At 60.3% G+C, this 12,190-nt stretch carries 12 protein-coding genes; 9 read left to right on the forward strand and 3 right to left on the reverse strand.

Annotation, left to right across the window (positions count from 1 at the left end; translation table 11 throughout):
• The first annotated feature begins 2 nt into the window (after positions 1-2).
• Entirely contained in the window at positions 3-1,646 is a 1,644-nt protein-coding gene (locus MHM86_RS05605; RefSeq protein WP_239196919.1) for a CTP synthase, read from the forward strand.
• A gap of 73 nt (positions 1,647-1,719) precedes the next feature.
• Here the strand turns inward: MHM86_RS05605 and MHM86_RS05610 are convergent, their stop codons facing one another.
• From MHM86_RS05610 to MHM86_RS05620, 3 genes are all read right to left on the reverse strand, one after another.
• Positions 1,720-2,079, reverse strand: a complete 360-nt coding sequence (locus MHM86_RS05610) for a DUF5368 domain-containing protein (RefSeq protein WP_239196767.1) — start codon at positions 2,077-2,079, stop codon at positions 1,720-1,722.
• Positions 2,080-2,091: 12 nt separating this feature from the next.
• Entirely contained in the window at positions 2,092-3,402 is a 1,311-nt protein-coding gene (locus tag MHM86_RS05615) for an NAD(P)/FAD-dependent oxidoreductase (RefSeq protein WP_239196769.1), read from the reverse strand.
• 78 nt (positions 3,403-3,480) lie between these two features.
• Positions 3,481-3,930, reverse strand: a complete 450-nt coding sequence (locus tag MHM86_RS05620; protein ID WP_239196771.1) for a hypothetical protein — start codon at positions 3,928-3,930, stop codon at positions 3,481-3,483.
• Between the two features lie 311 nt (positions 3,931-4,241).
• Between MHM86_RS05620 and MHM86_RS05625 the strand changes: the two genes are divergently transcribed.
• From MHM86_RS05625 to MHM86_RS05660, 8 genes are all read left to right on the forward strand, one after another.
• Positions 4,242-5,360 (forward strand): hypothetical protein, encoded by a 1,119-nt coding sequence (locus MHM86_RS05625; protein WP_239196773.1) that lies wholly within the window; start codon positions 4,242-4,244, stop codon positions 5,358-5,360.
• 186 nt (positions 5,361-5,546) lie between these two features.
• Positions 5,547-6,182 carry an alginate O-acetyltransferase AlgF gene (locus tag MHM86_RS05630; RefSeq protein ID WP_239196775.1) on the forward strand — a complete coding sequence of 212 codons (636 nt, stop codon included), beginning with the start codon at positions 5,547-5,549 and terminating at the stop codon, positions 6,180-6,182.
• A gap of 11 nt (positions 6,183-6,193) precedes the next feature.
• Entirely contained in the window at positions 6,194-7,621 is a 1,428-nt protein-coding gene (locus MHM86_RS05635; RefSeq protein ID WP_239196777.1) for an MBOAT family protein, read from the forward strand.
• Positions 7,622-7,647: 26 nt separating this feature from the next.
• Positions 7,648-8,697: a hypothetical protein gene (locus MHM86_RS05640; RefSeq protein ID WP_239196779.1), complete on the forward strand. Its 1,050-nt coding sequence runs from the start codon at positions 7,648-7,650 to the stop codon at positions 8,695-8,697.
• Positions 8,694-10,136: a hypothetical protein gene (locus tag MHM86_RS05645; protein ID WP_239196781.1), complete on the forward strand. Its 1,443-nt coding sequence runs from the start codon at positions 8,694-8,696 to the stop codon at positions 10,134-10,136. Before MHM86_RS05640 ends, MHM86_RS05645 begins: the two co-directional genes overlap by 4 nt.
• A gap of 87 nt (positions 10,137-10,223) precedes the next feature.
• A complete protein-coding gene (locus tag MHM86_RS05650) occupies positions 10,224-10,517 on the forward strand; it encodes a DUF1330 domain-containing protein (protein ID WP_239196783.1) in 294 nt (97 codons plus the stop codon).
• A gap of 74 nt (positions 10,518-10,591) precedes the next feature.
• Positions 10,592-11,032, forward strand: a complete 441-nt coding sequence (locus MHM86_RS05655; protein WP_239196785.1) for a TerB family tellurite resistance protein — start codon at positions 10,592-10,594, stop codon at positions 11,030-11,032.
• Between the two features lie 331 nt (positions 11,033-11,363).
• Positions 11,364-12,140 carry an ATP-binding cassette domain-containing protein gene (locus tag MHM86_RS05660; RefSeq protein ID WP_239196787.1) on the forward strand — a complete coding sequence of 259 codons (777 nt, stop codon included), beginning with the start codon at positions 11,364-11,366 and terminating at the stop codon, positions 12,138-12,140.
• Positions 12,141-12,190: the final 50 nt, after the last annotated feature.

A 12,190-nucleotide genomic window follows, 5' to 3' on the forward strand; every position in this document is an offset into this window, starting at 1 on the left:
AAATGGCGCGTTTCATCTTTATTACAGGCGGCGTGGTTTCGTCGCTGGGCAAGGGTTTGGCTTCAGCAGCGCTGGGATCGTTGCTGCAGGCGCGCGGCTATTCGGTCCGCCTGCGCAAGCTGGATCCCTATCTGAACGTCGATCCCGGCACCATGAGCCCGTTTGAACATGGCGAGGTCTTCATCACCGACGACGGCGCGGAAACCGATCTGGATCTTGGTCACTACGAACGCTTCACCGGCGTGCCCGCACGCATGACCGACTCGGTCAGTTCTGGACGCATCTATTCCAATGTGCTGGAACGCGAACGTCGTGGTGACTATCTGGGCAAAACCATTCAGGTTGTTCCCCATGTGACCAACGAAATCAAAGACTTCATCTCCATCGGTGAGGATGAAGTGGATTTCATGCTGTGCGAAATCGGCGGCACCGTCGGCGACATCGAAGGCCTGCCCTTTTTTGAAGCGATCCGTCAGTTCAGCCACGACAAACCGCGCGGACAATGCATTTTCATGCACCTCACCTTGCTGCCTTACTTGGCAGCCTCGGGTGAACTGAAGACCAAGCCGACCCAACACAGCGTGAAAGAACTGCAATCCATCGGCATCGCGCCCGACATTCTGGTTTGCCGTTCCGAACAGCAAATTCCTGAAAAAGAGCGTGAGAAGATCGCGCTGTTCTGCAACGTGCGCAAAGAGGCGGTTGTGGCCGCCTATGACCTGAAATCAATCTATGAAGCGCCGCTGGCCTACCACCGCGAAGGTCTGGATCAGGCCGTTCTGGATGCCTTTGGCATCGCGCCGGCACCGCGCCCTGACCTCAGCAAATGGGATGATGTGGCAGACCGCATCTACAACGCGGACGGCGAGGTGAACATCGCCATCGTCGGCAAATACACCCAGCTGGAAGATGCCTATAAATCGGTGAAAGAGGCCCTGACACACGGCGGCATGGCCAACAAGGTCAAGGTCAACGTGAAATGGGTCGACTCCGAGGTGTTCGACAACGAAGACGCCGCCCCCTATCTGGAAGGTTTCGACGCCATTCTGGTGCCCGGCGGCTTTGGCGAGCGTGGCACTGAGGGCAAGATCAAAGCAGCACAGTTCGCCCGTGAGCGTAAAGTCCCTTACCTTGGGATCTGTCTGGGCATGCAGATGGCCGTGATCGAGGCCGCGCGTAACGCCGCCGGCCTGACCACCGCGGGGTCTGAGGAATTTGACCACGAAGCAGGTGAAAAACGTTTTGAACCGGTGGTTTACCACCTGAAAGAATGGGTTCAGGGCAACGCCACCGTGCGCCGCAAGGAAACCGACGACAAGGGCGGCACCATGCGTCTGGGCGCCTATAACGCGACGCTGGCCGCAGGATCGAAGGTCGCGCAGGTCTACGGCAGCACCGCGATTGAGGAACGCCACCGTCACCGCTACGAAGTCGACACCAAATACCGCGAAAAGCTGGAGGCCTGCGGCCTGCAATTCTCCGGCATGTCGCCAGATGGTCGCCTGCCCGAGATTGTGGAATGGAAAGATCACCCGTGGTTCATCGGCGTGCAGTTCCACCCGGAATTGAAGTCGAAACCCTTTGATCCACATCCCTTGTTCAAAGATTTCGTCCGCGCCGCGGTCGAGGTATCGCGTCTGGTCTAAGGATCACATAACAAAATAAATAAAGGCGCCCCATTAAGGGCGCCTTTTTCATGTTCGGGACCTTTCGTATGCCCTACTCGGATGTTTTGCTTGGCGGCTGCATCAGGGACTGCGCAGTGTACACCAAGACCGCTGCGCCAATTGCGCCAGCCAGCGCGATGGCCAGCAGGATAATGACATCCAGCGGCCCGCCCAGACTGGCAAGGCTGGAATTGGTCATCGACATCACAAACCATACAGCCACCACCGCACCAACGGGCATAGACAGCTGTGCATAAAGAAACTTGCGCCAGCTGACATGGCGATCACGGATCAACACGACAACATAGGCCAGTGTCACCAATGCGGCAGCTGCCACCATGGCCCAGAAGAGCGCAGTGCCAAAGATTTCCTCAAACACGGCAATCAGGGTGGTTAGGGTCAGGTCTTTCATATCACGTCCTCCTCAGGCGTCGCCGCGCAACATCGCGTTATAGGTGGCCTTCAGCGCCACCTCTTTCATCAACCAGCTGATCCACAGCTCTTCCAGCGGGGCGATCACGCCAGGGAAGGAGGGGACAAGGTTGTTGTTGTAATCAAACTCGACCAGCATGGCGCGGCCTACGCGGGTGATCATCGGGCAGGAAGTGTAGCCATTGTAGATTTCGGTTGGATCGCGCCCTTCGATGGCGGCGATCAGACCGTCCTCCACCACCGGCACCTGCCATTTGACCGAAGCGGCGGTCTTGCCCTTTGGCACGCCTGCCACATCGCCCAATGCCCAGATCGTGTCATAACGCAGGTGCTGCAGCGTACCTTTGTCACATTCGACCCAGCCCTGATCAGTCCATTTGTCCGCCCACGACAGGCCGGATTGACGGATGACATCCGGTGCGCGTTGCGGCGGGATGACGTGGATGTAGTCATAGTCCATCTCCACCGTGCTGCCGTCAGCATCCGTCATGTAGGCCCGTTTCGCCCCTGCCTCAATTGCGGTCAGGGTGTGCTTCATATGGGTGTTGATGCCACGGTCGCCAAACAGCATCCGCACTTTTTCAGCCACAATTGGCACGCCAAACAGGCTGCCCTGCGGCGCGGCATAATGCAGCTCTGCCTTACCGCGATTGCCATTGGTGCGGGTGATATCCTCAATCAGGAAGGTGTGTTTCAGCGGCGCACCGGCGCATTTCATTTCCGTCGCCGGGCGGGTGAACAGGCCAACGCCGCCTTCTTCGGTGAATTTGGAGGCCGCTTTCCACGTGGCGGCGGCGTATTGCGGGCCAGCATAGAGCGCGCCGATGCCGTTTTCGCCGACCATATCCAAAGAGAACCCGTCGATTGCATCGTGATCCAGAACCAGCCCAGGCGCAACGACAAGGAAGTCATAGCCCACCTTTTGGCCGCCACTGGTGGCCACAACCTGTGCCTCAGGATCAATGGCGGCGGCGGCCTCAGAAATCAGGGTCGTGCCCTTGGGCAGCCAATCGGTGGTCTTGGACACCACATAATCCGCCGGTTTCAGCCCTGCCGCGACCAGTGACAGCCCCGGTTGGTACAGGTGGTCCACACGCGGGTCGATCAGGGTGATCGTGGCACCATCAAGGCGGCGCGCCAGCCGGTTGGCCAGTGCGGTGCCGCCTGCCCCTGCGCCGATGATCACGATGCGGGCCTTTGTGCTGATGGTCTTCGCCTGTGCCGGAGAGTGTGCAGCCGCCGCCAGTGCCGCGCCCCCAGCCGCAAGCGAGAGGATTTGACGTCTGTTCAGATGTGCCGTCATAGATGTACACCTTTGTATGCAATTGAGTAGATTAAGAAAAAACCTGCGCCAAAGCATGCGGCGCAGGTTCTGAGAAGGTCAGTAGCTGGCAACACGCGCATGAGGGGCGACCATTGCCGCGGCCATTGCTGGCGGTTTGGCGACGGTGACGCCGTCCATCAGCACCTCTGCACCCGCGCCTTTGGCGGGCAGGTAAAGCGCGCAGACCTCCACCTTGGCGCCGGGCATTGCCACCAGTTTTCCCAGCAGCATCTGCGGGCTGATGGCCATCGGTGGCTGCGGCGCGGTGGCGCTTTCAGGGGCGTCTTTCAGCGCGATGTCACCGGCAGGCCCACACAACAGCACATGCGGGGCCACCCCCTTTTGCGCCGCTTGCGTCGCAAGCACCATGGCCATCAACTGTGTCTGCGGCTCCGGCGCGGTCAGGATCGTGACCAGCGTTTCCGGTGCCTCTTCAGCCGCAATCGGGGCGGCCAGCGGCAATGTCATGGCAAGGGCAGCAACTGCCGCCAGCAATGGTTTTTTCATTCTTTCAATCCTTTTGGGTCATCGGCTGAATGGTGCCAAAATGGGGTCTTTGGGGGAGGAATTCAGGCGGTTTTCCTCGGCAGGCGCCATACGGCCTCACATATATCACATTCAATATATATTATTTGATCTAAGTCAAAAACCAGAATCTAAGACTCAGTTTTAGTGTTGCCCCCTTACCCGCTTGCGCCGTCCGCTCACCTTCCGCGCAGGACGTGCACCGAAAGGCGCAGATCCTATCCGATCGCGCTCGCCTCACGGGGGGTGGCGTAACCTAGGCTCATCCTATCTTTGATTAAGGAGTGACCGTCATGGTACGTTTTCCCCCCGCATTCACCGCCGCGCATATTTTTACCGCCCCCCCATCGGGTGCTGACGTCCGTGGTTGGGCTATGGCCCTGTGTGTGATGGCTGCGATATCGTTACCTCAGGCCAGCGCGGCCGCAGATCTGACAGAGAAACAACGTTTCGCAGCGGCAATGACGCTGCACGCGACAGATCCGCAACAATCCATCACGGCACTAAAGACACTGTCGCAGGAAGGCTATGCACGGGCCTCTGATCGGCTGGGATACTTCAGTTTAAAGGGTCTGGGCGTTGCGCAGGATACCGAGGCCGCGATCACCTACTACAAGCAGGCCATTGCGAATGGCCGTGATGCGTCGCTGATGTCACTGGGCAAGGTCTATATGAGTGACGGTCAGTACCGGCAGGCCCTTGATACGCTGACGCAGGCAAGCGAAGCGGGCCACCTCAAGGCTGACGCCGTTTTAGCCTGGGCCCATGCCACTGGCCGGTTAGGCCCGCTATCGCTGCAGGCGACAGGGTTTGACCGTCTGGTTGGGCTATCAGGCACCGGCCTGCGCGAGGCAGAGATGTATCTGCTGGACGCCGCCGTACGGCTGCACCGCCGGCCTGCCAATCTAAATCAGGTGCTGGGCGCCCTACACAGTCGCCATGCGGCAGGTGATACCAAAGCAGCCGAAGCGCTCTTGCGCTACTACCGCGCCCAGCGCCATCCGCGTGGCACACTGAAAATGCGACAGACGTTGCTGCGCACGGAGGGTCTGCGCGACAAGATACGGGTGGAGGAAGGCCTGTATCTGGCCCGTGACGCAAACCCCGCAAGGTTCTGGTTGCTGTCAGAGGATCTGGTGGCAAGCGCACCTGCGGATGTCTACGCCCGCGCCCTGTCTGTCACCGCCCGGATCAACAAAAACGCCTATGTGCGCATCCTGCAGGATGAGTTACGCCAACTGGGCTATCCAGTTGGTCGCGCCAGCCCCTATATGAACGCGCCATTGATCCGCGCGGTAAACCGCTTTTGCCGGGACAGCGGCGTGGCGGCGGCCTGCACCGCTGGTCCACTGAAATCTGCGACGATCAAAGCTGTCGCCGCAGAACTGGCCACGCGGCGCGGCGTCAGCTGAACCACTCAACCCAAGTCCCGACCTAACAACCGCCCGCGCCGCAATGCGCGGGCGGTTTTCTGTGCATAGGCGACAGCGCGAAGGATGCGCCGCCTATACCTTTGCTCACGCCCCTATCCGCCAGCGCGCGCCGTCCGTCAGCCGGGTCGCGCTATCCAAAGTGCAGACGCACAGAGGAGCGATTTTATGACCCGATTTTCAGCACGTCCCATAGTGGCCCTGATCCCCATGCTCACGCTCTCAGGCGCCGCTCTGGCCACAGATGCCGCCCTATATGAAGCGCCCGCACCCGCAGATGCGGTCTTTGTGCGCCTGCTGGCAGAATACGATGGCCCTGCGGATCGCGCGCCGGTGGGGGGTGCGCAGATGGATCTGGCAGATATGCCGCACGACACCTATTTGGCGATCAGCGCCGCCGATCTGCCCGAACCACACAATGACATCGAAGCGGGTCGCTATTACAGCCTGACCTCCAGCCCGTCCGCCCCTCGCCTGATCAGGGAACCGGCCCGTGAAACAGCCGCCAAGGTACATCTGATCCTGCTCAACACTGGTCCCGCACCGGTGCGCCTGATCCTGCCCGGCGCCGGAACCGAGGTGATCGCCCCCCTGCCCGCAGGAAGCGCGGCCAGCCGTGCGGTCAATCCGGTACGCGCCACGGTGGCAGTCGAACGTGTCAGCGATGGGCAGATCCTTGGCCGTTTTGATCTGACGCTGACACGGGGGCAGAACCTGACCTTTGTGGTGGAGGATGATAGCGCACGCCTTTTGGAAAACCGCTTCGGTCCCGTGGTGCGCGATGTCGCTAAACGGCTGAAATAAGGGGGCGCGATATGGTCTTTTCCACACCGATTTTCCTTTTTGGATTTATGCCACTGTTTCTGGTGGCTTATTACCTGACACCACCGCGTCACCGGACCAAGACATTGCTGATCGCCAGCTGCCTGTTTTATGGCTGGTGGAAACTAGGGTATCTGGCGCTGGTGCTGGGGATTGCCTCGCTCAGCTATCTGGCGGGCGCCTTGGCGCTGCGGGCCACAACCGAACAAGGCCGCCTCTGGGCGGTGCGGTTCGGGGTGGTGACAAATATCGCGATCCTCGGCTGGTTCAAATACGCGTGGTTCATTGCCGGATCCTACACGGACGCGTTGACGCGATTGGGGGTTGAGGCTGGCGGCGGGATCAGCCTGCCAGAAATCGTGCTGCCCATCGGGCTGTCCTTTCTGGTGTTTCAGTCTATCAGCTACATTCTGGATGTCGCCCGTGGTGATGCGCCGCCCGCGCGAAGACTGGTGGATTTTCTGGCCTTTTCCACGCTTTACCCGCAGCTGATCGCTGGTCCTATTCTACGCTACAAGGATCTGGCGCATCAGTTTGAACACCGCAGCCACACAATGGCGAAGTTCACCCAAGGTGTGCGCCGTTTCATCACGGGTCTGGCGATGAAGATCCTGATTGCCGACAGCGTTGCGCCGCTAACCGATCGGCTGTTCGCCCTGCCCGCACCCAGCGCGACAGAGGCCTGGCTGGCGGCCAGTGCCTATGCGGTACAGCTGTTTTTTGACTTTGCCGGATACTCAGCGATGGCGATTGGTCTGGGGCTGATGCTGGGGTTCCGCTTCATGGAAAACTTCAACAGCCCCTATGTCAGCCGGTCTGTGACCGAATTCTGGCGCCGTTGGCATATCAGCCTGTCCACGTGGCTGCGCGATTATCTCTATGTGCCGCTGGGTGGCAACCGCGCGGGATCTGTGCGCACCTATCGCAACCTCTTGCTGACGATGGTGCTGGGCGGGCTGTGGCACGGGGCCAACTGGACCTTCATTCTGTGGGGGATCTGGCATGGTGGGCTGATGGCGATTGAACGTGCATTTGGCGCGAAGGGGCGCGATACCGTATGGCCCCGCCTGATCGCCTGGCCGCTGACCCTGGTGTTTGTGCTGATCGGCTGGGTGATGTTTCGCGCGGAAAGCATCGCGCAGGGCTTTGCGATCTATGGTGGCATGATCGGCCAGAACGGCTGGACGATAAGCGCCGAAGTCGCATTGATGACCCGCCCTACAGAGGTGATCTGCCTGATCCTAGGCGCGGTATTATCTGTGCATCCGATGTGGTGGCCTGCCCTGCGCAGCCTTCTGCCTGCCGCCACACCCCCCACCCACTCTGGACTGGCGGGCCTGCGCGCCCTCACCCTCTTTGCCCTCTGCGCGGTGATTATTCAGGCGCGTGGTGAGGCGCCCTTTCTCTACTTCCAATTCTAAACCCAACCGCGGAAAGGACCACCTTGATGCAGACATTTCCCACATCCCTACCGCACCACCGCTTCGCTGCAGCGTTTCTGGCACTGACCCTTGTGCCCGGTGTCTGGACCCTGTCACACACGCCCGTCGCCGACCTGACACGTCCCAGTGCCGCTCTGCTGTCAGGGTCGGCGCAACGCGGATATGAGCAGCGGTTCGAGCAGACCTTCCCGCTGCGTGATCTGGCCCGCCACAGCTGGACCGCCTTCAAAATCGCCGCATTGCGGGAGGTCAGCGAGGGCGCAGTACTGGGTCTGAACGACACGCTCTTCACCACAGAAGAGCTGGCAGCGCCCGCGCCGCACCCTGATTTCGTCACATATCTGGCAATGACAAAGGACAAGTTGAGCGACCACGGCATCACCCTGTTCCCGGTCATCGTGCCGGACAAGGCCCGGATGATGGCGACGGAACTGGGCCGTGCACGATCATCGCAGTATCAGGCGCGATATGACCTGCTACTGGATCAGATCGCCAGCGCCGGACTGCAAAGCATTGACCTGCGCCCTGCGCTGTCCGTGTCAAACAGCTATATGCGCACTGACACGCATTGGTCGCCCGAAGGTGCCGCCGCTGCGGCCAGTGCAATTGCGACGAAAATCGCCGATCTGATCCCTGACCACACCACCTTTCGCACCAGCCGGACCGGCACACAGACGTTTCGCGGCGATCTGATCGCTTTCGCAGATGCCGGGCCGTGGCAGGCGCGGGTCGGCCCCGCCGCAGAACAGATCACCACCTACCAGACCGAAGCCGTTGCGCCCCAAACACTTGGCCTGTTTGACGCCGCACCGCCCCCGGTTGCCCTGGTCGGGACCAGTTTTTCCGAACGAGCGGATTTCCACTTCCTCGGGTTTCTGAAAACCAAACTACGCGCGGATGTGCTATCATATGCGCAGGCAGGACGCGGGCCGTTCACACCGATGGAGCAGTTTCTGGCGCAGCTCACAGGCGCCAGTACCGCAGATGAGACACCTCACATAGTCATTTGGGAAATCCCAGAACGCTACATTCAAAGCTGGAGTGATAAGCCATGATCCATTTTATGCCCCTTCCCCGCATCGCGCCCCTGCCCACCACGATCAAGACCATCTGTGCCGCTCCCGCTTTGGCCGCGTTACTGTGCATGACACCGGCCACTGCTGCGCCGTTGTGCGATGCCTTCACATCGGCCGATCAGATGCCACATAAGTACCGCAAACTGGCACCCGTTCTGTCGGGAAGTCCGACGGATTGGATCATAACGGCCGATCAGATGAAAACGAACTACACGCCAGACAGCGAGGCACAGGCGCTCTTGGCCCGGATCGTCGCCGCCTTTCGCGCTCAAGGCACTGAACTGGCCATCCTGATGCCGCCACCGCGCCCGCTGGTGGCAGGGCAGTCACAGCTAGAGGCGCTGTCCGGCGGCCCCGTCCAATATGACACGCAAGCCGTCAGTGCCGAGTTTCACCAGATGGTGGCTGAACTGCGCGCGGCAGGGGCATTGGCGCCTGACCTGCTGAACGTCGCCACGCAAGATGACGCTTTGCGCGATGCCTATTATTACCGCCATGATACCCACTGGACCCCGGTTGGGGCTGCACAAAGTGCTGTGGCCCTTGCCGAAGAGGTGGTTGCCAAGGCCACCGCGCCAGACCCTCAGCCGTCTAGCGCCACACCGCATGAGGGCTGGCAGGCAGCGGATCTGTCGGCCTTTGCAGGCCGCGATGTCCGCCGCCCTGCGCCCACATCCACGGACAGTTTTGTCGAGAAGGGATCGCTGGCGAAGATGACGAAAAACGTTTGCGCCAAACCTATCGCTCCTGTGGAAATGCCGATCCCCGCGTTTGAGCCAGACAACGATGACGACACCCTTGGCCTGCTGGCGGACACCTCGGATCGACCGCAAATCCTGCTGGCGGGATCCAGCTTCAGCAACCGGTACAAGAAAGACGCCTACCGCGTGGCCCACGCCATCTCCGCCGCGCTGGGGGCGGATGTGACCAATCATTCGGTCTCGGGCGGGGGGGCAATTGGCGCGATTGAGGGTGTGGTGAACGCAGGCTTGCTTGATGCCCCCGGTGCCTATGATCTGGTGGTCTGGGAACTGCCCTACACCGAAGGCGTCACCTCGATCAGCACGCTACGCCAGCTGTTGGGCGCACTAGAATTGCGACGCGCGCCCCAGCCTATTGCCGTCGCTGAGATGGAGGCAGACGGCAAGACCAAGCTGCCTCTGTCAGATATAAGCCCAAGCCTGCTGACCGTACGTGCGCCGGAGGCGAAATTACAGCGCATCAAGGTGGATCTGCGCTTTGCGGATGGGACCAAAACCACCCTCAGCCTCGCCCGTCGCGCGGCGGTCCCTGCATCATTGCGATCGCCCCTGTGGACCCTTTCGCTGGCAGGGCTGGACGGACGCGGCCTGAAAACCGCAACGCTGCGCTATGACGGCAGCAAGCTTGGCACGGGCGCGGTGGTCAACCTGTTCTAGACCGCTTGCCACAACCAATCACCGCTTGACCTCTGCGCCCGCGGCCCACACCCTGCGGCGCAGAGGACCAAGTGAAAGGCAATAGCGATGACCAAAGCGTACTGGGTGGCCCATGTGGATGTAAACGACCCTGAAGCCTATGAAAAATACCGCGCCGCCAATGCCGCAGCTTTTGCGAAATACGGCGCCAAGTTCCTTGTCCGAGGTGGCGCGCAGGAACAACTGGAGGGCGCAAGTCGTGCGCGCACTGTGGTGTTGGAGTTCAAGGACTACGCCACCGCCAAGGCCTGTTACCAATCGCCGGAATATCAGGCCGCAAAGGCACTGCGCGACCCGGTATCGAGCGGTGATCTGGTCATTGTCGAAGGATATGGCGACTAAAGCGCCTGCCATCATCCCACCCCAACACAGGTTCTTTATTGGCAGCGCGCTGCTGCTATGACTATATCATCCCCATGTTTGCAGATTTCCTGAAGCGGCTGACACAGCCCGCCCCCGCCCCCCTATCTGACTTTGACGCCCGCCTTGCGCTGGCTGCCCTTCTGGTGCGGGTGGCCCGGTCGGACAATGAATATGCCCCGGCAGAGATCGCCCGCATTGATCGTATCCTTGCGGCGCGCTTTGCCCTTGATGCTGCTGCAGCCGCCGCCCTGCGCGGTGAGGCCGAGGTGCTGGAGGCAGAAGCCCCCGATACCGTGCGCTTCACCCGTGCGATCAAGGACGCGGTACCCTATGAGAAACGGCTGGGTGTGGTCGAGGCGCTCTGGTCCGTGGTTCTGGCCGATGGCAGTCGCGATCAACACGAGGATGCGCTGTTGCGGGTGGTGGCGAACCTTTTGGGAATCAATGACCGCGACAGCGCGCTTGCGCGGCAACGGGCCAGTCAGAACAGCTGAGGCCTGCCCCACCCAACCCCAATGCCCTAGGACGCACCCAATTGTGCCCGCCGCCGGACTTGCAGATATGTCGGCGGCATACACGGCAATTCAGACACATCTCTCGTCAAAAAGCCGAAGCTTTCGGGCATTGTGACGATGCTGCAGTGCTCTGCCTAATGCTGCAACTGCAAAGTAGTAAGGGATATTGCCTTTTCCCTGACAGTTTGCGACTGAACGTCTGTCAGATTGTCCGATTCCATGATCAAAGCGACGTTTTGCACGTTGCGCTGGTTCAGAATATGGTCCCTAGTGTCTGACGAAATCGGGGATAAAATTGTCAGGGGCGTCCGTGTCCGAACTGGATCCAGTTATTGAAATTCGTGGTCTGCACAAGGCCTATGGCGACCTTGAGGTGATCAAGGGCGTTGATATCACTGCGCGTCGTGGCGACGTGGTGTCACTGATCGGCTCTTCAGGGTCGGGCAAGTCGACCATCCTGCGCTGCGCCAACCTGCTGGAAGATAGCCAGCAGGGCGACATCCTGTTCAAAGGCGAACCGGTGGTCTGGAAAGGCGATCAGCGCCACCGTCAGCCGGGCGATGCCAAACAGGTGCTGCGCATTCGCACCAACCTGTCGATGGTATTCCAGCAGTTTAACCTGTGGGCCCATATGACCATCCTGCAAAACGTGATGGAGGCGCCGGTCACAGTGCTGGGCCGCGACAAGGCAGAGGTGGAAAAATCCGCCCGCCGCTATCTGGAACAGGTTGGCATCGGCGACAAATGCGATGTCTATCCCGCCCAGCTGTCCGGTGGCCAGCAGCAGCGTGCCGCGATTGCCCGCGCCCTGTGCATGGAGCCTGAGGCGCTGCTCTTTGATGAACCGACCTCCGCGCTTGATCCCGAGTTGGAGCAAGAGGTGATCAAGGTCATCAAGGATCTGGCCGCCGAAGGTCGGACCATGCTGATCGTGACGCACGACATGAAAATGGCGTCTGATATCTCCAGCCACGTGGTGTTCCTGCATCAGGGTCTGATCGAGGAACAGGGCACACCGGATGAGGTGTTCGGTGCGCCAAAAAGTGAGCGTCTGAAACAGTTTCTGTCGGCCACTGTTCACGCCTGACGTGCGTGATGTGGCGGGCTGAAGAGCACCAAGAAGTTCAACACAACCAG

Origin of the sequence: Thalassobius sp. Cn5-15, from assembly GCF_022347685.1 — a bacterium.
GTDB lineage: Bacteria > Pseudomonadota > Alphaproteobacteria > Rhodobacterales > Rhodobacteraceae > Thalassobius.

Excerpts from the sequence above, each read along its gene's own strand:
- MHM86_RS05605 (WP_239196919.1), top strand. The coding sequence starts at position 3 with ATGGCGCGTTTCATCTTTATTACAGGCGGCGTGGTTTCGTCGCTGGGC.
- MHM86_RS05610 (WP_239196767.1), bottom strand. The coding sequence starts at position 2,079 with ATGAAAGACCTGACCCTAACCACCCTGATTGCCGTGTTTGAGGAAATC.
- MHM86_RS05615 (WP_239196769.1), bottom strand. The coding sequence starts at position 3,402 with ATGACGGCACATCTGAACAGACGTCAAATCCTCTCGCTTGCGGCTGGG.
- MHM86_RS05620 (WP_239196771.1), bottom strand. The coding sequence starts at position 3,930 with ATGAAAAAACCATTGCTGGCGGCAGTTGCTGCCCTTGCCATGACATTG.
- MHM86_RS05625 (WP_239196773.1), top strand. The coding sequence starts at position 4,242 with ATGGTACGTTTTCCCCCCGCATTCACCGCCGCGCATATTTTTACCGCC.
- MHM86_RS05630 (WP_239196775.1), top strand. The coding sequence starts at position 5,547 with ATGACCCGATTTTCAGCACGTCCCATAGTGGCCCTGATCCCCATGCTC.
- MHM86_RS05635 (WP_239196777.1), top strand. The coding sequence starts at position 6,194 with ATGGTCTTTTCCACACCGATTTTCCTTTTTGGATTTATGCCACTGTTT.
- MHM86_RS05640 (WP_239196779.1), top strand. The coding sequence starts at position 7,648 with ATGCAGACATTTCCCACATCCCTACCGCACCACCGCTTCGCTGCAGCG.
- MHM86_RS05645 (WP_239196781.1), top strand. The coding sequence starts at position 8,694 with ATGATCCATTTTATGCCCCTTCCCCGCATCGCGCCCCTGCCCACCACG.
- MHM86_RS05650 (WP_239196783.1), top strand. The coding sequence starts at position 10,224 with ATGACCAAAGCGTACTGGGTGGCCCATGTGGATGTAAACGACCCTGAA.
- MHM86_RS05655 (WP_239196785.1), top strand. The coding sequence starts at position 10,592 with ATGTTTGCAGATTTCCTGAAGCGGCTGACACAGCCCGCCCCCGCCCCC.